This is a genomic window from Rhizobium sp. NPDC090279, from assembly GCF_044769665.1.
GTDB lineage: Bacteria > Pseudomonadota > Alphaproteobacteria > Rhizobiales > Rhizobiaceae > Rhizobium.
Window position 1 is genome coordinate 120,596 of the sequence record NZ_JBIVYI010000002.1, and the last position, 19,484, is coordinate 140,079.

At 61.0% G+C, this 19,484-nt stretch carries 19 protein-coding genes; 11 read left to right on the plus strand and 8 right to left on the minus strand.

Translation table 11 applies throughout. The features are described from left to right. The first annotated feature begins 1 nt into the window (after window position 1). The 4 genes from ACIQWP_RS04695 to ACIQWP_RS04710 all read left to right on the plus strand — a co-directional run bounded on the left by ACIQWP_RS04695 (window position 2) and on the right by ACIQWP_RS04710 (window position 4,817). Window positions 2-1,015, plus strand: coding sequence for an ABC transporter permease (locus ACIQWP_RS04695; RefSeq protein ID WP_402784334.1), 1,014 nt, complete (start codon window positions 2-4; stop codon window positions 1,013-1,015). A gap of 64 nt (window positions 1,016-1,079) precedes the next feature. After that, a complete protein-coding gene (locus ACIQWP_RS04700; RefSeq protein ID WP_402782974.1) occupies window positions 1,080-2,027 on the plus strand; it encodes a substrate-binding domain-containing protein in 948 nt (315 codons plus the stop codon). Window positions 2,028-2,284: 257 nt separating this feature from the next. Further along, window positions 2,285-3,340: a sugar phosphate isomerase/epimerase family protein gene (locus ACIQWP_RS04705; protein ID WP_402782977.1), complete on the plus strand. Its 1,056-nt coding sequence runs from the start codon at window positions 2,285-2,287 to the stop codon at window positions 3,338-3,340. A 289-nt stretch (window positions 3,341-3,629) separates the two neighbouring features. Continuing rightward, complete coding sequence (locus ACIQWP_RS04710; RefSeq protein ID WP_402782979.1) at window positions 3,630-4,817, plus strand: Gfo/Idh/MocA family protein; 1,188 nt, start codon at window positions 3,630-3,632, stop codon at window positions 4,815-4,817. A 52-nt stretch (window positions 4,818-4,869) separates the two neighbouring features. Here ACIQWP_RS04710 and ACIQWP_RS04715 read toward each other — a convergent pair whose 3' ends face one another. Then, window positions 4,870-5,274 carry a DoxX family protein gene (locus tag ACIQWP_RS04715; protein ID WP_402782981.1) on the minus strand — a complete coding sequence of 135 codons (405 nt, stop codon included), beginning with the start codon at window positions 5,272-5,274 and terminating at the stop codon, window positions 4,870-4,872. A 258-nt stretch (window positions 5,275-5,532) separates the two neighbouring features. Between ACIQWP_RS04715 and ACIQWP_RS04720 the strand changes: the two genes are divergently transcribed. The 3 genes from ACIQWP_RS04720 (at window position 5,533) to ACIQWP_RS04730 (ending at window position 9,847) form a co-directional block, all read left to right on the plus strand. After that, window positions 5,533-6,906 (plus strand): GH1 family beta-glucosidase, encoded by a 1,374-nt coding sequence (locus ACIQWP_RS04720; RefSeq protein WP_402782983.1) that lies wholly within the window; start codon window positions 5,533-5,535, stop codon window positions 6,904-6,906. Window positions 6,907-6,977: 71 nt separating this feature from the next. Further along, the gene (locus ACIQWP_RS04725) at window positions 6,978-7,526 is read left to right on the plus strand and encodes an NADPH-dependent FMN reductase (protein WP_402782985.1); all 549 of its coding nucleotides are present in this window, start codon (window positions 6,978-6,980) and stop codon (window positions 7,524-7,526) included. A gap of 110 nt (window positions 7,527-7,636) precedes the next feature. After that, window positions 7,637-9,847: a putative bifunctional diguanylate cyclase/phosphodiesterase gene (locus ACIQWP_RS04730; protein WP_402782987.1), complete on the plus strand. Its 2,211-nt coding sequence runs from the start codon at window positions 7,637-7,639 to the stop codon at window positions 9,845-9,847. Window positions 9,848-9,852: 5 nt separating this feature from the next. On the opposite strand, the gene ACIQWP_RS04735 is transcribed toward ACIQWP_RS04730, so the two are convergent. Together ACIQWP_RS04735 and ACIQWP_RS04740 are read right to left on the minus strand one after the other, a co-directional pair. Beyond that, window positions 9,853-10,785: a rhodanese-related sulfurtransferase gene (locus ACIQWP_RS04735; protein ID WP_402782989.1), complete on the minus strand. Its 933-nt coding sequence runs from the start codon at window positions 10,783-10,785 to the stop codon at window positions 9,853-9,855. 140 nt (window positions 10,786-10,925) lie between these two features. Continuing rightward, window positions 10,926-11,411 carry a MarR family winged helix-turn-helix transcriptional regulator gene (locus tag ACIQWP_RS04740; RefSeq protein WP_402782991.1) on the minus strand — a complete coding sequence of 162 codons (486 nt, stop codon included), beginning with the start codon at window positions 11,409-11,411 and terminating at the stop codon, window positions 10,926-10,928. A 49-nt stretch (window positions 11,412-11,460) separates the two neighbouring features. On the opposite strand from ACIQWP_RS04740, the gene ACIQWP_RS04745 reads away from it, so the two are divergent. Then, entirely contained in the window at window positions 11,461-12,975 is a 1,515-nt protein-coding gene (locus ACIQWP_RS04745; RefSeq protein WP_402782993.1) for an FAD-dependent oxidoreductase, read from the plus strand. A 52-nt stretch (window positions 12,976-13,027) separates the two neighbouring features. Here the strand turns inward: ACIQWP_RS04745 and ACIQWP_RS04750 are convergent, their stop codons facing one another. Both ACIQWP_RS04750 and ACIQWP_RS04755 read right to left on the minus strand, forming a co-directional pair. Beyond that, the gene (locus tag ACIQWP_RS04750) at window positions 13,028-13,939 is read right to left on the minus strand and encodes a CHAD domain-containing protein (RefSeq protein WP_402782995.1); all 912 of its coding nucleotides are present in this window, start codon (window positions 13,937-13,939) and stop codon (window positions 13,028-13,030) included. Further along, the gene (locus ACIQWP_RS04755; protein WP_402782997.1) at window positions 13,917-14,402 is read right to left on the minus strand and encodes a CYTH domain-containing protein; all 486 of its coding nucleotides are present in this window, start codon (window positions 14,400-14,402) and stop codon (window positions 13,917-13,919) included. The genes ACIQWP_RS04750 and ACIQWP_RS04755 overlap by 23 nt, the downstream gene beginning before the upstream one ends. A 160-nt stretch (window positions 14,403-14,562) precedes the next feature. Here ACIQWP_RS04755 and ACIQWP_RS04760 point away from each other — a divergent pair, with 160 nt between their 5' ends. The 3 genes from ACIQWP_RS04760 (at window position 14,563) to ACIQWP_RS04770 (ending at window position 16,347) form a co-directional block, all read left to right on the plus strand. Continuing rightward, a complete protein-coding gene (locus ACIQWP_RS04760) occupies window positions 14,563-15,201 on the plus strand; it encodes a 2-dehydro-3-deoxy-phosphogluconate aldolase (protein WP_402782999.1) in 639 nt (212 codons plus the stop codon). Between the two features lie 132 nt (window positions 15,202-15,333). Beyond that, on the plus strand, window positions 15,334-16,041 hold the full coding sequence (locus tag ACIQWP_RS04765) for a tellurite resistance TerB family protein (protein WP_402783001.1): 708 nt from the start codon (window positions 15,334-15,336) through the stop codon (window positions 16,039-16,041). Between the two features lie 90 nt (window positions 16,042-16,131). Next, window positions 16,132-16,347, plus strand: a complete 216-nt coding sequence (locus ACIQWP_RS04770) for a hypothetical protein (RefSeq protein ID WP_402783003.1) — start codon at window positions 16,132-16,134, stop codon at window positions 16,345-16,347. Between the two features lie 42 nt (window positions 16,348-16,389). On the opposite strand, the gene ACIQWP_RS04775 is transcribed toward ACIQWP_RS04770, so the two are convergent. From ACIQWP_RS04775 to ACIQWP_RS04785, 3 genes are all read right to left on the minus strand, one after another. Beyond that, entirely contained in the window at window positions 16,390-17,505 is a 1,116-nt protein-coding gene (locus ACIQWP_RS04775; RefSeq protein ID WP_402783005.1) for a nickel/cobalt transporter, read from the minus strand. Beyond that, window positions 17,499-18,158, minus strand: a complete 660-nt coding sequence (locus ACIQWP_RS04780; protein WP_402783007.1) for a DUF1007 family protein — start codon at window positions 18,156-18,158, stop codon at window positions 17,499-17,501. The genes ACIQWP_RS04775 and ACIQWP_RS04780 overlap by 7 nt, the downstream gene beginning before the upstream one ends. 90 nt (window positions 18,159-18,248) lie before the next feature. Beyond that, window positions 18,249-19,142 carry a LysR family transcriptional regulator gene (locus ACIQWP_RS04785; protein WP_402783009.1) on the minus strand — a complete coding sequence of 298 codons (894 nt, stop codon included), beginning with the start codon at window positions 19,140-19,142 and terminating at the stop codon, window positions 18,249-18,251. Window positions 19,143-19,484: the final 342 nt, after the last annotated feature.

Consider the following 19,484-nt stretch of genomic DNA (forward strand, 5'->3'; position numbering starts at 1 on the left):
TATGAGCGTGAGCGAGGATAGCAGCGAGAAGACGGTCAGACGGGGCCGATCCTGGCGGGATGTCGATCTGCGCGCCGTGGCGCCGTTTGCGGCGCTGGTGCTGCTGTTGATCGTGGGCGCATTGGTCAATCCGAATTTCATCGGCATGACCAACCTCACCAATGTCGCGACGAGGTGTGCCTTTATTGCGATCATCGCCGTTGGCGCAACCTTCGTCATCTCGGCGGGCGATCTTGATTTGTCCGTTGGCGCGATGGTCGCCTTCGTCGCGAGCCTGATGATCCTGTTCATGAATTCGGGCGTCATTGCCGATCCGAGCCTGATGCTGGCGGCGGCGGTGTTGTTCTCGGTCGTCGCGGGTGTCCTGTGCGGTCTTGCCAATGGCCTGATTACGACCATGGGCAAGATCGAGCCGTTCATCGCGACGCTTGGCACGATGGGCGTCTATCGCGGCTTGACGACCTGGTTGTCGCAGGGAGGCGCGATCACCTTGCGCCCGGCGGATGTGCAGGCGCTCTACAAGCCCGTTTATTATGGGTCCGTGTTCGGCGTGCCGGTGCCGATCGTGGTCATTCTTCTCGTCACCTGCATTGCGGCCTTCATCCTCTATCGCACCCGCTACGGGCGGCATGTCATCGCTGTCGGCTCCAATCGCGACGTTGCGCGCTATTCCGGCGTCGCGGTCAATCGCGTCCGCACCGTCGCCTTCGTCATCCAGGGCCTGTGCGTGGCGATTGCCGTACTTCTGTACGTGCCGCGGCTCGGGTCCACGTCGGCGACGACGGGCATTCTCTGGGAGTTGCAGGCGATCACCGCCGTCGTCGTCGGCGGCACGGCCCTGAAGGGTGGCGCGGGCAGGGTGTGGGGTACGATCTGCGGCGCCTTCATCCTCGAGCTTGTCGGCAACATCATGCTGCTTTCCAATTTCATCAGCGAGTATCTGCTGAGTGCCATCCAGGGCGCGATCATCATCATCGCCATGCTGGTCCAGCGTTCGCTTGCACGCAAATCATGAATAACCGGGTTAGGGGGCGCCCGGTTCTTATGACAAGGCCCTGTCTCTATCTGGGAGGATAAACATGCGTAAAAGACTATTTGGCTTGGCTATCGTGATGGCGGCTTTGGCCGGCACGGTACATGCCGCAGACAAGAAGGTGACGATCGGCGTTTCCATTCCGGCCGCCGACCATGGCTGGACCTCGGGCGTGGTGTTCCATGCCGAGCGTGTCGCCAAGCTGCTGATGGCGGAGCATCCGGGGCTCACCGTCATCGTCAAGACGTCGCCTGACGCCGCAAGCCAGGCTAACGCCGTGCAGGATCTTGAGACCCAAGGCATCGACGCGCTCGTGATCCTGCCTTCGGACCCTGATCCGCTCGTCAACGCCATCAAGGAAGTCAAGGACAAGGGCAAGTTCGTGACGCTGGTCGACCGTGCGCCGAGCAACAACGACAATTCCGTCCGCGACCTCTATGTCGCCGGCAACAATCCGGCGCTTGGCCAGACGGCTGGCGAATATATCAAGAAGAACACGCCGGATGCTCAGGTCGTCGTCATTCGCGGCCTGCCGATTCCGATCGACCAGCAGCGCCAGGACGGCTTCGACAAGGGCATCGCCGGCTCGAACGTCAAGGTTCTCGACCGCCAGTACGGCAACTGGAACCGCGACGACGCCTTCAAGGTCATGCAGGACTACCTGACGAAGTTCCCGAAGATCGACGTCGTCTGGTGTCAGGATGACGACATGGCCGTCGGCGTGCTGCAGGCGATCGAGCAGGCCAAGCGTACCGACATCAAGTATGTCATCGCCGGTGCCGGCTCGAAGGACATGATCAAGAAGGTCATGGATGGCGACAAGCTGATCCCGGTCGACGTGCTCTATCCGCCGGCAATGGTTGGCACCGCCATGGAGCTGACCGCCGCCAACTTCTACGATCAGGTTCCGATTCGCGGCAACTACATCCTCGATGCGACGCTCGTCACCAAGGACAATGCCAAGGATTTCTACTTCGCCGATTCACCGTTCTGATCGGTTGATTTAACCAGATGCGCCCGCCGGTTCCGGCGGGCGTTTTTTATGCATCTGCCGTTGGTTTCGCACTGAGCGGAAATTTTGCGGCACGTACCTCTTGCCGTTGGCGGCAGGCCGTGATTAGGTCGCGAGGCATTCGACTTTCAGCCAAGCGACCCTATAGTTTTTTGAGGTTATGGTGTCCCAACCGCCTCGCATAAGGGTCCGTTAGGCATCGGAAACGTTTACAGAACGTGATTAGGGAGGAATTACTGATGAAGACGATCAAGGGCCCCGGCCTGTTTCTCGGCCAGTTCGCAGGCGACGCAGCACCGTTCAACTCGTGGGATTCGATCACGAAATGGGCTGCCGACGCCGGCTATGTCGGCGTGCAGGTTCCGACCTGGGCAAGCCAGCTCATCGACCTGAAGAAGGCCGCCAGCTCCAAGGATTATTGCGACGAGTTTGCCGGCGTTGCCCGCTCGAACGGCGTCGAAGTGACCGAGCTTTCGACCCACCTGCAGGGCCAGCTCGTTGCCGTTCATCCGGCCTATGATGAAGCCTTTGACGGTTTTGCGGCCCCGGAAGTGCGCGGCAATCCGAAGGCGCGGCAGGAATGGGCTGTCGAGCAGGTCAAGATGGCGCTCACCGCTTCCAAGCACCTCGGCATCAAGGCGCATGCGACCTTCTCGGGTGCGCTCGCCTGGCCCTTCATCTATCCCTGGCCGCAGCGCCCGGCCGGCCTCGTCGAAACTGCGTTCGACGAGCTTGCCCGCCGCTGGACGCCGATCCTCAACCATGCCGACGAAAACGGCGTCGACGTCTGCTACGAAATCCATCCCGGCGAAGACCTGCATGACGGCATCACCTTCGAGATGTTCCTGGAGCGCGTGAAGAACCATCCGCGCGCCAACATGCTCTATGACCCCTCGCACTATGTCCTGCAGTGCCTCGATTATCTCGACAACATCGACATCTACAAGGACCGGATCAAGATGTTCCACGTCAAGGACGCGGAATTCAATCCGACCGGACGCCAGGGCGTTTATGGCGGTTATCAGGGCTGGGTCGAGCGTGCCGGCCGCTTCCGTTCGCTTGGCGACGGTGAGGTCGATTTTGGCGCCGTATTCTCGAAGATGACGGCAAATAATTTCGATGGCTGGGCCGTGGTCGAGTGGGAATGCGCGCTGAAGCATCCCGAAGACGGTGCGCGCGAAGGCGCTGAATTCGTCAAGGCGCACATCATCCGCGTGACGGAGAAGGCCTTCGACGACTTCGCCGGCAGTGGCACGGACCAGGCGGCAAACCGCCGTATGCTGGGGCTGTCCTAAGTCATCTCTCTTTGATGGAGAAACGGGGCCACCCTCGTCCTTCGAGGCTTCACTCCTTCGCCAAGCTCAGGAGGCTCCGCACCTCAGGATGAGGGCGGAGCGGGCTTTTGCGAAATTCCACTGGAGCCACCCATGGCAGCAATCGGTGGAAGGTCTGGGTCTTGGCGCAAAGGATTAGCCTCACCCTGAGGTGGCCTGCAAGGCCCTCGAAGGGCGAGGCGGGTGGTTTAAGGGCAGGCAGCAAATATATCCCCGGTGGGGGTGAATCTTATTCATTCAGGAGGACTAAATGGCAATCGAAGGATCATCGGAACAGACGCGGGAGCCGCGCATTCGGCTTGGCATGGTGGGCGGCGGCGCGGGCGCCTTCATTGGCGCGGTGCATCGCATCGCCGCGCGCATTGACGACCAGTTCGACCTCGTCGCCGGTGCGCTTTCCTCCTCGCCGGAGCGGGCCATCGCTTCCGGGCGCGATCTCGGCCTCGATCCCTCGCGCACCTATTCCAGCTACCGCGACATGGCGATCCGCGAAGCCAAGCTGAAGAACGGCATCGAGGCGGTTTCGATCGTGACGCCGAACCATGTGCATTACGATGCCGCCAAGGAATTTCTCCGCCGCGGCATTCACGTCATCTGCGACAAGCCGCTGACGTCGAATCTCGCCGACGCCAAGAAGCTGAAGAAGGTGGCTGACGAGAGCGGCGCTCTCTTCATCCTCACCCACAATTACACCGGCTATCCGATGATCCGCCAGGCGCGCGAGATGATCGCCAATGGCGAACTCGGCGATATCCGCATCGTCCAGGCGGAATATCCGCAGGACTGGCTGACGGAGAATATCGAGCAGTCGGGCCAGAAGCAGGCAGCATGGCGCACCGACCCGTCACAATCGGGTGCTGGCGGTTCCACCGGCGATATTGGCACCCATGCCTATAACCTCGCCTCCTTCGTCACAGGTCTGGAACTCGACAGCCTTGCCGCCGATCTCGACAGCTTTGTTGAGGGACGTCGCCTTGACGACAACGCTCATGTGATGCTGCGCTTCAAGGCCAAGGGTTCGGAAAAGCCGGCCAAGGGCATGCTCTGGTGCAGCCAGGTGGCGCCGGGTCATGAAAATGGCCTCAAACTCCGGGTCTACGGTACCAAGGGCGGTATCGAATGGACGCAGGCCGATCCGAACTATCTCTGGTACACGCCGTTCGGCGAACAGAAGCGGTTGATTACCCGCAACGGCGCCGGCTCGGGTGCTGCCGCCGCGCGCGTCTCGCGCATTCCGTCGGGTCATCCGGAAGGCTATCTGGAGGCGTTCGCCACGATCTATACCGAGGCTGCACGCGCCATCAATGCGGCCAAGAAGGGCGTGGCGGTCGATCCGGCCGTGATCTACCCGACCGTCGATGATGGCGTGAAGGGCGTTGCCTTCGTCGACGCCTGCGTCGCTTCCTCGAAGCGCAACGGCGCCTGGGTCAAGGTATAAGCTTCAGTCTGGGCTTGGTCCGAGACGGCAAGCCGCCTCGGACCATGTTCACTCAGGCCACGGCTTCCTGCTTGCGTTTGGTTATCGCGTCGACGCTGAGTGGGCCGCCACCGGCGCTGACGAGAAACAGAAAGATGAAGCAGAAGAGGATTGCGGAGACGCCGCCGTTCTGCGCGGGATAAAAGCTCTGCGGCGCATGGCGCAGGAAATAGGCGAAAGCCATCAGGCCTGACAGGACGAAGGAAGCAATCCGCGTCTGAAACCCGATCAGAACGAGGAAGCCGAGGGTAAGCTCGAGCAGGCCGGCGATCCACGAGAGCGATCCGACGGCTGGAACATTCTCAGCAGCCGGGAAATGCAAGACCTTCTGCGTTCCATAGCTGAACAGCACAAGCGATGCGACGATGCGCAGGAGGCTCAGCAGATAGGGATGGAGAGAGTGGAGCGCAGGGAGCATTTGTATCCTTTCGTTGTCAAGTTTGAATGCTACCCTCAATTGATCCGCCCTAAAAAGACAAGTCACGACTGTTGACATTGCTGTTATCAAGCCGTGCGAAGAGTGTTGCTGCTGCCGGCGAAATTTTCCAAGGCGCCCTTAGCCGGCTAGGTTTATCGGCGTCTGTAACGTTACAGTTTTCCGGCGCCAGCACTGTACTTTGTCATGCCGCTTGGTTAAACCGCAGCCAACGAAGCCACAACAGACGGGATTTTCACCATGATCGATCCGAAGCTTCTTGCAGATCGCTTCCCCGGCGATTTCACATTCGGCGTTGCCACTGCCGCTTTCCAGATCGAGGGCGCCACCAAGGCCGACGGCCGCAAGCCGTCCATATGGGATGCCTTTGCCAACATGCCGGGTCGGGTCTATCAGCGCAACAATGGCGATGTCGCCTGCGATCACTATAATAGGCTCGACCAGGATCTCGATCTGATCAAGGAGATGGGCGTCGAAGCCTATCGCTTCTCGATTGCCTGGCCGCGTATCATTCCCGAAGGCACCGGCCCGGTGAACGAAGCCGGCCTCGATTTCTACGATCGTCTGGTCGACGGCTGCAAGGCGCGGGGGATCAAGACCTTCGCGACCCTCTACCATTGGGATCTGCCGCTGGCGCTTGCCGGCGACGGCGGCTGGACGGCGCGCTCGACGGCGCATGCCTTCCAGCGCTACGCCAAGACCGTCATGGCCCGCCTAGGCGACCGGCTGGATTCCGTCGCCACCTTCAACGAGCCCTGGTGCATCGTCTGGCTGAGCCATCTTTATGGCGTCCATGCACCGGGCGAGCGCAACATGCAGGCAGCACTCTATGCCATGCACACCATGAACCTTGCTCATGGTCTCGGCGTCGAGGCGATCCGCTCCGTGGCACCGAAGGTGCCCGTCGGTATCGTTCTCAATGCTGCCTCCATCCTGCCGGGCTCCGATCGTCCCGAAGATCTGGCTGCGGTCGAACGCGCCCATCAGTTCCACAACGGGGCCTTCTTCGATCCGATTTTCAAGGGCGAATATCCGAAGGAATTTGTCGAGGCGCTCGGCGATCGCATGCCCGTCATCGAGGACGGCGATCTGAAGACCATCAATCAGAAACTCGATTGGTGGGGTCTGAACTATTACATGCCGATGCGCGTCCTTGATGATGCCGCCAAGAGTGGCGATTTCCCCTGGACGAAGGAAGCGCCGCCGGTCAGCGATGTCAGGACGGATATCGGTTGGGAGGTCTATTCGCCTGGCCTGAAGCACGTCGTCGAGGACCTCAACAAGCGCTACGAGCTGCCCGAGTGCTACATCACCGAAAACGGTGCCTGCTACAATATGGGCGTCGTCAACGGCGAAGTGGATGACCAGCCGCGCCTCGACTACTATGTCGAGCATCTTGGCATCGTCGCCGACCTCATCAAGGACGGCTATCCGATGCGCGGCTACTTCGCCTGGAGCCTGATGGACAATTTCGAATGGGCGGAAGGCTATCGCATGCGCTTCGGCCTCGTCCACGTCGATTACGAGACGCAGGTGCGCACCGTCAAGAAAAGCGGCAAATGGTACAGGGAGCTTGCCTCGCAGTTCCCGAAAGGCAACCACAAGGCGGATTGATGTGGTCCACCTCCCCCCTTGAGGGGAGGGTAGCCATCGCCCGAATCGGCGCAGCCTGCTAGGTTTCGCGCATGATCAAGCGGCCGATTTCCCTCTATGCGCTTTGCGGCAGCCAACGGCTGGCTTCGACCAATCGCAGGCTGCTGGAGGCACTGCAGCTTGCGTGCCCTGATGGTGTCACCATTGCGATTTGCGATCTGATCGGCGATCTGCCGATCTTCAATCCGGACAATGAGGGCGACAAGACGCCGCCCGTGGTCGAGCAATTCGCGGCCGGGATTCGCAAGGCGGACGGTTTGATCGTGTCCTGCCCGGAATATGCCCATGGCATACCCGGCGGCTTCAAGAACGCGCTGGACTGGCTGGTGTCGCGCGACGAGGTGCCGTTCAAGCCGCTGATGTTTGCCCATGCCTCGCATCGCGGCGATCTCGTATTGGCACAGCTGACCGACGTATTGCAGACCATGTCGCTGCATATTGTGCAGGACGCTTTCTTGCGCCTGCCGATTGCGGGCAAGAGCGATGAGACGCAGGCTGCCATGCTGTTGGAGGCGCGCGAAAGCGGCCTTCTATCCGTGAGTCTCAGCCGTTTTAGGCATGCAATTGCTGCCCGCGCGTGAATTCTTCCCTCGTAGGCAAATATACAACCCTTTCCTGTAGGAATCTCGGATGCGCCTTAACCGTTTATTGAAGACCTGACGTCAGACTTCCGTGCCAAGGAGAAAAGGTGTTGGGAGTAGCTTTCAAGTCAATGCGGGAAAGCGCGCAGATCGGTCGTCATTCCATCGTGACGGCCGTTTTGGTTTGCTTTGCGTTGATCGTTGCCGTCGTGACCCTGATGGTTCTCACCGCAATCGGGCGGGTTGCGGATTACTCCAACAAGCTGGATGACGAGCGCTCCTGGGAGACGACCGTCGGTGCGTTGAAGACCTTTCAGGGGCAGTTGGAAGCGACGCTGCATGACCATACCGCGCGCAACGACGCGGCACGAAACGTCTACGGGACCGATCATCAGGGTTGGATCGCCGGCAACTACGGCGACATTTCCTCCAATAGTGCGCTGTTCGACACAGCAGTCATCGTCGATGACGACAACAAGCCGATCATTGCTTACCACGATGGCCAGCCATTGACCGGGAACATCGAGGATGTTCTCGGCACCGCCATCTGGGCGCTCGTCCATCAGGCGCGCACCACGCGTGTGACGGGCGTGCCGGAAGCCTCGGGCTATATCATGACCAGGGATGGCATCGCCGCCGCCGGCGCCGCGACGATCCGCGAAAGATCCGGCCGTATTCCGGTGCCCGAAGGTCAACGGCGCTATCTGATTCTCGTGCGCTATCTCGATGCTGCTCGGATCAAGATGCTTTCCAATACCTATGTCATCAGCGGCCTGACGCTTGTGCCGCCGGAGACCGTGGCTCGATACGCGGTTTCCATTGTCGATCCGCTCGGCAAGTCGCTGGGGCGGCTCGTCTGGAGCTCCCGCGAGCCAGGCGATATGAGCTATAAGCAGGTGCGCTCACTGGTTCTCGGCGCACTGGGCCTGGTCGGTCTGTTCTTCGTGGTGTTGTTGATCCTGGGGTCGCTGGCGGGGCGCCGGTTGCGGGCTGAGGAGGTTCAGGCGCGTCAGGTTTCTCTGCGCGACCGGCTGAGCGGGCTCCTCAATCGTGAGGGGTTGCGGCTCGATGTGGATCGCCTGGTCGAGCGCGCGCGCTCAGACGGCACCAATGTTCTGCTTCTCTACCTCGATCTCGACGGTTTCAAGGAAATCAACGACGCTTATGGTCATGGCACGGGCGATCAGCTCATTCGTGCCGTCGCGGCCGGCCTCAAGGTGCTCGTGCCGCCGCAGGCGGCCCTGGCGCGCCTTGGCGGCGATGAGTTCGCCATTGTCTTCCCGACGAAGGAGCTCAACGATGCCCCGGCCCTGCGGCTGGCCGAGCAGATCCTGGATTTCCTTGCGGAGCCTCTGGAGATCGGCCGCCGGGTGGTCGTGGTCGGCGCCAGTATCGGCATTGCAAGCTCGCCCGAAGGTCGCATCGACCGCGAGGAGCTGGTGCGCCGCGCCGATCTTGCCATGTACAAGGCCAAGGAAGCCGGCCGCGCCCGCATGACCTGCTACGAGGCGGCCATGGATGCGCATCGCGAGGAACGCAACGCGCTGGAGCTCGATCTGCGCCGGGCGATCGAGATGGAGGAATTGACGCTCGCCTACCAGCCACTTGTCGATGCGTCGAGCTGCGAGATGATCGGCGTCGAGGCGCTGGTGCGATGGAACCGCCCCGGCCATGGGCCGATTTCGCCGGAGGCCTTCATCCCGATCGCCGAGACCAGCGGCCTGATCGAGGCGCTGGGCTTGCTTGTCCTGCGAAAGGCCTGCGAGGCGGCACGGCATTGGCCGGATCTGCGGATCGCCGTCAACGTCTCGCCGGGTCAATTCCGCAATCCCGCCTTCGCCGACTATGTCCGTAGCGTGCTGAACGGCACGGAGATCGAAGCCGATCGGGTGACACTGGAAATCACCGAAGGCTACATCATTCAAAATCCGGAGCGCACCCGTCAGTCGATCGAGCGATTGAAGAAGCTCGGCGTCAAGGTGGCGCTCGACGATTTCGGGTCAGGCTTTTCCTCCATCGGCTATCTGCGCCAGTTCGGCTTCGATCGTATCAAGGTCGATCGCTCGCTGACGATGAATGTGCTGGAAGACAATCGCGCCCGCGAAATGGTGAAGGCGACCGTGGCGCTGGCCCGATCGCTTGATATCCCGGTTACGGCCGAAGGCATAGAGACCGAGGAGCAGGGAAGGGCGCTGGAAGGTTTCGGCTGCGACGAGCTACAGGGCTATTTCTACGGCAAGCCCATGCCGGAAGCCGAGATCAGCCAGCGGCTCGCTGTGCAGATGGCTGCGGCGGTGGACGAAGAACACGCCGCCGCCTGATATTCTCAGCCGATATGCTCATGGCCGCGCTTGCGAGCAAGCGCGATCTGCCGCTGCCTCTCGCGATAGCGCTCGCGATCCTCCTCGGTACGCTCATGATAGCAATGGCTGCAGGAGACGCCGGCCTCGTAGAAGGGTGAGGTCACTTCCTCGGCCATGATGGGATTGCGGCAGGCATGGCAGAGCTTGTGATTGCCCTCTTTCAGGCCGTGTTCGACGGAGACGCGCTCATCGAAGACGAAACAGGCGCCTTCCCACAGGCTTTCTTCCGCAGGCACTTCCTCGAGATATTTCAGGATACCGCCCTTGAGATGGTAAACCTCGTCGAAGCCCTGCTGCTTCATGAAGGCGGTCGCCTTCTCGCAGCGGATGCCGCCGGTGCAGTACATGGCGATCTTCGGCTTGTTGTGCAGGCCGGTATTGTCGCGCACCCATTCGGGGAATTCGCGAAAGGTCTTGGTCTTCGGATCGAGAGCGCCCTTGAAGACGCCGATGGCGGTCTCGTAGTCGTTGCGCGTATCGATGACGATGGTATCGGGGTCGGAGATCAGCGCGTTCCAGTCCTTCGGCGCGACATAGGTGCCGACGACCTGGGTGGGGTCGATATCCTCGACGCCCATGGTGACGATCTCTTTCTTGAGCTTCACCTTCATGCGCACGAACGGCATTTTCGATGCGCGGCTTTCCTTGTGCTCCAGGCCGGCAAATTCCGGCTGGGCGCGCAGGAACGCAAGCACCTTGCCGATGGCGGCATCGGTGCCGGCAATCGTGCCGTTGATCCCCTCATGCGCCAGAAGCAGCGTGCCCTTGACGCCATTTTCCTCGCAGAGCGCGAACAGGGGCTCGCGCACGCTCTCGAAGCGCGGAAAGGAGACGAAATGATAGAGCGCGGCGACGAGGAATGCGCCGGTCGCGTCGCGCCGTGGATCTGAAAGCATGTCGGTCATGCCGGGGAAATACAATTTTGTGGGCTTTCAGGCAATCGGGATTTGCGTCGCAGCTCCGCGCCTTCGCCATTCCGCCTCGGTCGGTGTGGCGAAAGATGCCGAATACCATTGCCGGCAAGCTGAAATGTGGCTTATCGTGCAAGCGGCGCATCGTCCTTGATGTCATCGGCAAACCTGCGCATGAGCCGCACAAGGTCCTCGATGTCCTGGTCATCCCATTTGGCGAAAATGGACCGTGCGATCCTCTCGCGCGCCTCATCGATGCGATCGGTCATCGCCTTGCCCATCTCGGTGATGACGGCCTCGCGAAGGCGGCGGTCGATCGCATTCTCCTGCCGGCTGATCAACCCAAGCCCTTCCATCTTCGCAACCTGACGGCTGACGGTGGTGTAGTCACGCCCGACGCGATCGGCCAGTTCGACAACGCCGATCGGGCCGAGTCGCTCCACCAAAACCAACAGGGAAAACAGCGCTCGGTCGAGGGAGATGCCCGCCTCTCGAACCATAGCCTCGTCGCGCTGAGGCCGGTTCATGACGCCGACGATTTCGACGAGCGCGCTGTGGAGTTCGCGTAGCCGATTGCTGATATGTGTATTTTGCAAGCTTTTTGTTGACACCGGATCGCCCTTCTCTTAATATGTGCATATTACACATATGGAGACAGAAATGACAGAGCAATTTGCAGCCGATGTGCTGATTTGCGGCGCGGGTGCGGCCGGCCTGGCACTGGCGATCGATTTGGCAAGGAGAGGAATTTCCTTTCGTCTGATCGAGAAGATGGACGCGCCGTTCGCCGGATCGCGCGGCAAAGGTATTCAGCCGCGAACCCAGGAAATTTTCGAGGAACTCGGCATTCTCGACCGGATCGTTGCGACCGGCGGCCTCTATCCGCCGGAGCGGCGATATCGCGATGACGGCAGTTTTACCGAGTCCAATATCATCGAGCAGGGCGAGCCGACGCCGGCAGAGCCGTATCATCTGCCGCTGATGATACCGCAGTTCCTGACTGAAAGCGTAATGCGCGAAAGGCTGCTCGAGCTTGGCCACAGGCCGCAATTCGGCTGCGAGCTGGTTGGTTTCGAGCAAGATCCGGGCGGCGTGACGGCGCGTCTTACAGGCGGGGCGGGAGAAGAAACTCTCAGGGTGCGCTGGCTCGTCGGTGCCGATGGCGGTCGCAGCTTCGTTCGCCATACGCTCGGTATCGACTTTCCCGGCAAGACCCTTGGCGTTCGCGCCATCGTGGCCGATGTTATCTTGACCGGTCTCACGCGCGATGCCTGGCACCGCTTCAACGAAGGCGACATGGCGCGGCAGATCATGTTCTGCCCGCTCGCCGGGACTGGGATGTTCCAGATACAGGGGCCGATCCCGCTCGACGGCGATATCGATCTTTCGGCCGAGGGGCTAGAAGCCATAGTGGCGGAACGGACCAAGCGCGACGATATCCATATCCAATCCGTGTCCTGGTCGTCCGCCTACAGCATGAACGCGCGACTTGCCGATCGATACCGCGTCGGCCGCGTGTTCCTCGTGGGTGATGCGGCCCACATTCATCCGCCGACCGGCGGCCAGGGCCTGAATACCAGCGTGCAAGATGCGTACAATCTCGGCTGGAAACTGGCCGCGGTCGCCAATGGAGCCGACGATGCGCTGCTTGACAGCTATGAAGAGGAGCGTCAGCCCGTCGCCGCAGCGATGCTCGGCCTCGCAACAAAGCTTCTCGATGCGCAAAAACAGGGCGATATGCGTCGCGGTCGCGAGGTGCATCAACTCGACATAGGCTATCCTTCCTCCTCGCTCGCGCTCGAAACGCCTGGACGTATCGGCCGCCTGTCTGCCGGCGACCGAGCTCCGGATGCGCCGATCCGTGGCGCTGCCGGCCAGCCGACACGGCTGTTCAACCTATTTCGAGGCGGTCATTGGACATTGCTCGGCTACGGGGTGAGCCCAGGATCGGTGCCGCCACGTGCAGGCCTGCGTATTCATGCCTTCGGCCCGTCAGGCGACATGGTCGATGCCGAGGACCATCTTCGCGACATATACGGGCTATCTGCCGGCGAATGGGTACTCGTGCGGCCGGACGGTTATATTGGTGCCATCGCCGCAGCCGATGACGTTGCGATGCTGGAGGGCTATTTCGCGCAAGTGGGGCTTGGTTTGGCGGATGTGCCGCGCGCCTGAGGCAATAGCGGGCCAAGCCGATTGAGCCGCCTGGGCGGGCGTATGACTTAGATCAGCCCGCCGCCTCCAGCCAAAGGTGCCTTATGGTTCGCGCCTCGCGTTCCGGCTTGTCGGCAAAGACCCAGCCGGCTCTCTCCAACGCTTCCTCGCGGGCGGTCTGCTGCCGGGAAATGATCGCTTCCAGCAGGCGGGCGTGATCGTCGCTCCCGTTGAAGAGATGCGGTTCACGGTCCGCGACGTCGGCGAGTATCGACATGTCGAGATAGCGGCCGAGCACGTCGACCAGTGCCTTGGCCTCCAGCTGCTTGGCGTGCATGGCCGCCGGCCAGACATCGCGCAGCAGCATGTGATGCATCCAGTAGTCCTGGCTGCGCTTGCGCAGATCGTGAAAGCTTTCGGCATGGGCCGCTTCGGCATGACATTCGGACAGCGCCTGCGCCGCCTTGTGGGCATTCTTGCGCCAGCTTTTCTGGAAGAGGCGGGCCGTGTCGCGCCGTCCGCAGTCGAAGGAGGCGTCCTTCAAAGCTTCGCGTGCCTCGGCACATGTATCGACTGCCGCCCGCGCCTTGTCTTCGAGGTCGGTCTCCTCTTGCGCAATGCGGTCGCGCCTGGTGGTCAGGACACCGGTTACGCGAGCCAGCGCATGCAATTCATCCTCTGAAGTCGCCGTTGTCTGGAGATAGTGGCTGACCTCTATCAGCGCCGTCGCATCGCGAACGCCTGAAAGCGTGCGCGCCGCGTTCCGGAGCCGGTCATTCTCGTCTTGCTGAAATTCGCGCGCGATCGGCGCTATCAATCGGTAGAGCGCGCGCACGCGCTTGATGTTCTTGCGAGCGGCATGCACTGCCTCGTGAAGGCCCTGCGGCCTGTCGGTCAGTTCGGCCATCGCCCTGCCGAGTTGATGCGCGGCGGCTTTATGCACCTCGTCATCGAGAGCCCGGTCAGGCCGTATGCGATAACTCATCGTATTCCTGCTCGAACTGCGTCGCGAGGGCCTGGTTGGAATAGCGGTATTCGCCGGTCACCTCTCGCCCGATCCAGTCTGGCAGTTCCGGATTGTCGCTTTCTTTCCCCATCTCCACCTCGGCGATGATGAGGCCGCGATGGGCGCCGCGAAAGACATCCACTTCCCAGGTGAACCCTTTGAAAGGCACTTTGTGGCGGGTCTTTTCAATGACGAGGCCGATAGCCGTTCCCAGCAATTCCTCGGCTTCGTCGACGGGGATCTCGTATTCGAACTCGTCCCTGGTCATCGCCTTGCCGATCTTGATCGTCAAGGTGGCCTTCGCGTCGTTCGTCAGCCGTATTCGCACGGAACGACCGTCCATGGAGGCAATGTATCCCTGTCGCAGGATCAGCCTCTCCGAAACGGAATCACGCCAATGATCGCCGCGCACCAGAAACTTTCGCTCGATCTCTTTTGCCATGCGTTTGACATGCTCCACCGGCACAGATTTAACAACACTATAGCAAGTTGCTGCAATTTCCTACCCGTCGTATTTAAAGCGAGCTTTTGTCTCGACAAGCACCTTCGGGAAGGCTATTCGAAAGCCGGATTTCAATCGTTTTAAAGGGAGTGCACCGACCATGGGCGAGAAAACCGAGAAGCTTCTTTCGATCCTGAAACTGCAGCCCGTCGTTCCCGTGCTGATCGTCGACGATGCGAAATCGGCCGTACCGCTTGCCCGGGCGCTCGTTGCAGGCGGTCTGAAGGCCATCGAGATCACGCTGCGCACCGCCGGCGCGCTCGATGCCATCCGCGCCGTGGCGGAAGAGGTGGAAGGGGCCGAAGTCGGCGCCGGCACGATCCTCAATGTCAGCCAGTGGGATGCTGCCGTCGAGGCCGGTTCCAAGTTCATCGTCAGCCCCGGCACGACGCAGGAACTGCTCGATGTTGCACGCTCCTCGCATGTGCCGCTGCTGCCGGGTGCCGCCACGGCAAGCGAAGTCATGGCGCTGCGGGAAGAAGGCTATACGGTGCTGAAGTTCTTCCCGGCCGAGCAGGCCGGCGGGGCCTCCTATCTCAAGGCTCTGTCCTCACCGCTCGCTGGCACGATCTTCTGCCCGACCGGCGGCATCTCGCTAAAGAACGCCCATGACTATCTGTCGCTGCCGAACGTCATCTGCGTCGGCGGCTCGTGGGTTGCACCGAAGGAGCTTGTTACGGCAGGCGACTGGGCCGGGATTACCAAGCTTGCCGCCGAGGCTGCGGCGCTCAAGGGCTGAGGCCGAGCTTATCAAATTCGATTTCAAAGGCGCGCGGAGCTTTCTGCGCGCCTTTTTGCATGATGTGGATTGGTATTTGCGGTTGCGCTTCCTATCTCCCCTTCACCATCACAAGGACGGAGGACCATCCATATGATCGACGCCCGCAAGCTTCTTGACCAATTCCTGGGATCGCAGGTTCCAGGCGTGCAAGGAACGGTGAAAGACAGGGCCACCCAGGCCATCAATCTCGCCAGGGACAATCCAATGGCGACCAGCGCGATTGCAGGTGTCCTGCTCGGCACCAAGGCCGGGCGGCAGATCGCGGGCAATACGTTGGCGCTCGGCGGCCTTGCAGCCATCGCCGGGCTCGGCTACCAGGCCTACAAGAATTATCGCGACGGCAATCAGCCACAGCCGGAGCCGCAGCAGGCCCCGCAGGCCGAGCCGCAATTCCTGCCGCCGCCGGCTAATTCCGGCTTCAGCACGGCCCCGGCGATCGCCAGCAATGATTTCACGCTCTCGCTCGTCCGCGCCATGATCGCGGCTGCCCGTGCCGACGGCCATATCGACGACACCGAACGCCAGCGCATTCTCGGCAAGGTGCAGGAGGCAGGTGTCGGGTCCGAGGCGGAGAGCTTTTTCCAGCGCGAGCTGGCAAATCCCGTCGATCTCGACGCTATCGTTGCCTCGGCGAAGACCGAGGAGCAGCGCGTGCAGGTCTACACCGCCTCGCGGCTGGCGATCGAGCCGGATTCCCGGGCAGAGCGCGGCTATCTCGATCTGCTCGCCGGCCGCCTCGGCCTGCCGGATGCCCTGGTCGATCATATCGAAGCCACGGTTGCAGGCGCGAAAGTCTGACGCGTGTGACGATAGGGCCGGTTGCCTTTCTCCGGCAGCTGGCCTAAGCCTTCGCCGCAAAACAAGTCACGGCGCTAGGGATCGGCTACATTGACGGATAAGAAAAGCGACGCCCGCTCGGCGGCAATCGCAGCCGGCATCATCTTGCTGGTGGCGACCGCCGTGCTTTACCTGATGCCGAACGTCATTGTCTGGCTCGGAAATATTTCGCCATGGCTCGGCACAGGGTTTGGCGTGCTTGTCATCCTGGCATTCTTCTTCGTGTTCTGGCTGCGCGCCCGCTATCAGCGGCGCAACGGGTCTTAAGGCCTCTCCGCGAACCCGCCCACCTTCATTCCTGGAGCCGTCTCAGGTCTGCAGCGATGCGCCGAGCAAAACGATGCCGGTGCAGATGACCAGCAGCGCGCCCAAAATTTCTATGCCGTTGCCGACCCATGCCGAAAGCCGGGAGCCCTTGCCGGTGAAGCGCATGGCGGTGCCCTTCGCAAAGACGGCGATGATGGCCAGCAGGGAGACTGTCAGCGCCGTGCCGATCGACATGGCGAGCACGGACAGCAGGCCGCCGAGATAAAGCCCGTTCAGCATCGAGAAGGTCATGACCAGAAGGGCGCCGGAGCAGGGCCGCAGGCCCACCGCGATGATGGCCGACCATGCTTCGCGGACGCTGAATTTTTCGCTCGACAGCATCTTCGGATCGGGAAGATGGGCATGGCCGCATGCCTCGCAATAGCCGCCGTCACCGGTCGCGTGGGCGGGGTCGTAGCATTGATAGCCCGTGGCGGAGGCTGGCATCGCAGCACCGCTGCGCGCAAAGCCTCTCGCAGAATCCGTTCCCGTCGCGGCGCCTTCGAACAGCGAAACACTGATCGGTCCGGCCGATGTCGCGAGCTGCATTTCCTGCCGTTGCGCCCGGTCTTGCATCATGGCCCGCAACTTGCGGAACAGCAGCCAGCCGCCGAACAGGATGACCATGACGAAGCTCGCGATCTCCATGGCGTTGGTCGCCATCGTCATGGTGATGCCCGAACCGCGCAGAACGAAATAGGCGGCAACGACCACGAGGACTGCGACAAGGCCCTGAATGAGGGCCGAGACGAAGGAGATCGCAATACCGCGCTTCAACTCGATCTCGTTGGCGACCATGTAGGAGGAAATCACTGCCTTGCCGTGGCCAGGGCCGGCCGCATGGAAGATGCCATAGGCGAAGGAGAGGCCGATCAGCGTCCAGAGCTCCCATGGATCGCGACGCATGGCCTCGATCGATTTGGTGAGCGCGCGGTAGAAGGCCTGCTGCTCGTAGTTCACATAGAGAAAGATCGGCGCGAGCGGGCCGCCGATCGGCTGGAAGCTAGGCTCCGCGGTGCCGATACCAAGCGGCGAGCCGGTGGCATGGGCAAGACCGGCCGCTGCCAGAAGGGCGAGCATTGCCACCGGAGCGAGCTTGCTTAGTCTCGAAATCAGCATTGGACGTCTATCCGCGTTGCGAAGAGTTTCGACATGGTCGTTCCCGTCGGATCGTTGAAGAAGGCATCCGTCAATGTCGACTTGTTCTCGGCAATGACCTCATCAGGGTTGGGCCGCACGACCTGGTGCGTGCAGCTCTTGAAGGCGTCGCCCTCGACTACCAGCTCGTTGTCAGTTGGGAAATCGATCGATGTGTAGAGCGTCGGATCGTAGATGCCGAAGCTGAGCTTATTGCCCTTGGCGAGCGGCATCGGCTCGGACGGCTTGACGGCGAAAAACATCAGGATCTGGCCGTCGCGATAGTCGACATTGATGATGTCGGGCTTGTTGACCTTGATGCTTTTGCCGTTGAGCGTCAGGTTGGCATAGTAATCGTAATCGGCCAGCGACTCGCGCACGGTCTTGCCGACCTCCTTCAGCTCGTCGGGGTCGAGCTTGAGATTGGTGTTCTTGTCGAAATCCATGAGGACGGAGGAGGAGAAGACCTCGTCGAAGCGCCAGACGTTGCGCAACTCCTGCACATTGCCATCCGGGCCGGCCAGCACTTCCAGACGCGCTTCCACGAAAATATGCGGATGCGCCCACACCGCGGCCGGCGCAAGCAGCAGGCCGCCCGTCAGGGCAACGGCATGGGTGATCGTGGATTTTCTCATGCGTCCGATGTGTTTCGCGAGCATTGATTCAGTTCGTTTTCTGGTCAGGAAATGAGACGGAATTGGGACCGGTCGGTCTGGCTCCACCGCTCATCCATTCTTGCGGAACCAGTTGTGCAGGTAGTCCACGAAGATGCGCACCTTGGCCGGGAGATAGCGTCGGTGCGGATAGACGGCATAGATGCCGCGATCGGTCGGCAGATAATCATTGAACAGCGTCAGCAATTGCCCGCCTTCGATCGCCCTGCGGCCGATGAAATCCGGGACGACGGCGACGCCGAGATCGGCAAGTGCCGCGCGCAGCGTCGCATGCGGGCTGTTGACTTCGAGCGTGCCGTTGATGGAGACGTTGAAAGTCGTGCTGTCGGCATCGACGAAGCGGATCGTGCCCTGCGAGCGGTTGTTGCTGTCGATGATGAACGGCACGCGCGCGAGATCTGTCGGATGCTCGAGCGCCGGATAACGCTCGAGGAATGCCTCCGTTGCACAGAGATGAACGCGGAAGTCCGAGATCTTGCGGGCGATCATGCCGGAATCCTCGAGCTTGGTAATGCGCACCGCGACATCGAAGCCTTCCTCGATCAGATCGACGAAGCGATCGTCCGCGGCGATTTCCAGGGCCAGGTCGGGGTTTTCCTTGGCGAAGTCGATCAGCGATTGCCCGACATCGGCGTCGACGAAGGTGCGTGGCACCGAAACGCGTAGCCGTCCTTTAAGCTGCTGGTTGTTCTCACGCACAAGGTCGGCAAGATTGTCGATCTCCTTCAAGATGTCGGAGGCGGTGCGATAATAGGTGTGGCCGGCCTCCGTCATGGAGAACTGGCGCGTCGTGCGATTGAGCAGCAGCGCGCCGAGCTCGTCTTCGAGCTCGCGGACATACTTCGAAAGCAGCGCCTTGGAGCGCCCCGTCTTGCGCGCGGCGGCCGAAAATCCCTCGGCTTCCACCACGTCGATAAAGGCGCGAATCCGGGTTAATGTATCCATGGCGAAGCCCCCCGTTAACTGTTTCCGGATGTTGAACAAAACGCGTTGATTTGTTCAATTATTTTTTTAGGGAACGACCGAAAAATTTTCTTGATTATTACGGCGAATATTCCTATTTCCCGATTAGCCCAAAGTCGCACGTGCCCGTGGGTGTCCGCCGATCCTCGATGTGGTGAGAAAATCGGTAAGGTACCTGGAACTAACCCCTCCAGTCGCTATTTCGGCCAACCGAAAAATGCGAGGACATCTGAAGCAACGACGGTGCGGGCCTTTTTGTTCTCTCCCGGCTTTCCATCAGCCGGGGATACTGAAGAGGCACACCTTCATTGCCGGAAGTGCGGT

Bases quoted from the DNA above. Each gene is read 5' to 3' on its own strand.
- ACIQWP_RS04755 (WP_402782997.1), bottom strand. From the start codon at position 14,402: ATGGCAAAAGAGATCGAGCGAAAGTTTCTGGTGCGCGGCGATCATTGG.
- ACIQWP_RS04760 (WP_402782999.1), top strand. From the start codon at position 14,563: ATGGGCGAGAAAACCGAGAAGCTTCTTTCGATCCTGAAACTGCAGCCC.
- ACIQWP_RS04705 (WP_402782977.1), top strand. From the start codon at position 2,285: ATGAAGACGATCAAGGGCCCCGGCCTGTTTCTCGGCCAGTTCGCAGGC.
- ACIQWP_RS04720 (WP_402782983.1), top strand. From the start codon at position 5,533: ATGATCGATCCGAAGCTTCTTGCAGATCGCTTCCCCGGCGATTTCACA.
- ACIQWP_RS04725 (WP_402782985.1), top strand. From the start codon at position 6,978: ATGATCAAGCGGCCGATTTCCCTCTATGCGCTTTGCGGCAGCCAACGG.
- ACIQWP_RS04750 (WP_402782995.1), bottom strand. From the start codon at position 13,939: ATGAGTTATCGCATACGGCCTGACCGGGCTCTCGATGACGAGGTGCAT.
- ACIQWP_RS04780 (WP_402783007.1), bottom strand. From the start codon at position 18,158: ATGAGAAAATCCACGATCACCCATGCCGTTGCCCTGACGGGCGGCCTG.
- ACIQWP_RS04765 (WP_402783001.1), top strand. From the start codon at position 15,334: ATGATCGACGCCCGCAAGCTTCTTGACCAATTCCTGGGATCGCAGGTT.
- ACIQWP_RS04745 (WP_402782993.1), top strand. From the start codon at position 11,461: ATGACAGAGCAATTTGCAGCCGATGTGCTGATTTGCGGCGCGGGTGCG.
- ACIQWP_RS04700 (WP_402782974.1), top strand. From the start codon at position 1,080: ATGCGTAAAAGACTATTTGGCTTGGCTATCGTGATGGCGGCTTTGGCC.
- ACIQWP_RS04695 (WP_402784334.1), top strand. From the start codon at position 2: ATGAGCGTGAGCGAGGATAGCAGCGAGAAGACGGTCAGACGGGGCCGA.
- ACIQWP_RS04785 (WP_402783009.1), bottom strand. From the start codon at position 19,142: ATGGATACATTAACCCGGATTCGCGCCTTTATCGACGTGGTGGAAGCC.
- ACIQWP_RS04775 (WP_402783005.1), bottom strand. From the start codon at position 17,505: ATGCTGATTTCGAGACTAAGCAAGCTCGCTCCGGTGGCAATGCTCGCC.
- ACIQWP_RS04735 (WP_402782989.1), bottom strand. From the start codon at position 10,785: ATGCTTTCAGATCCACGGCGCGACGCGACCGGCGCATTCCTCGTCGCC.
- ACIQWP_RS04715 (WP_402782981.1), bottom strand. From the start codon at position 5,274: ATGCTCCCTGCGCTCCACTCTCTCCATCCCTATCTGCTGAGCCTCCTG.
- ACIQWP_RS04710 (WP_402782979.1), top strand. From the start codon at position 3,630: ATGGCAATCGAAGGATCATCGGAACAGACGCGGGAGCCGCGCATTCGG.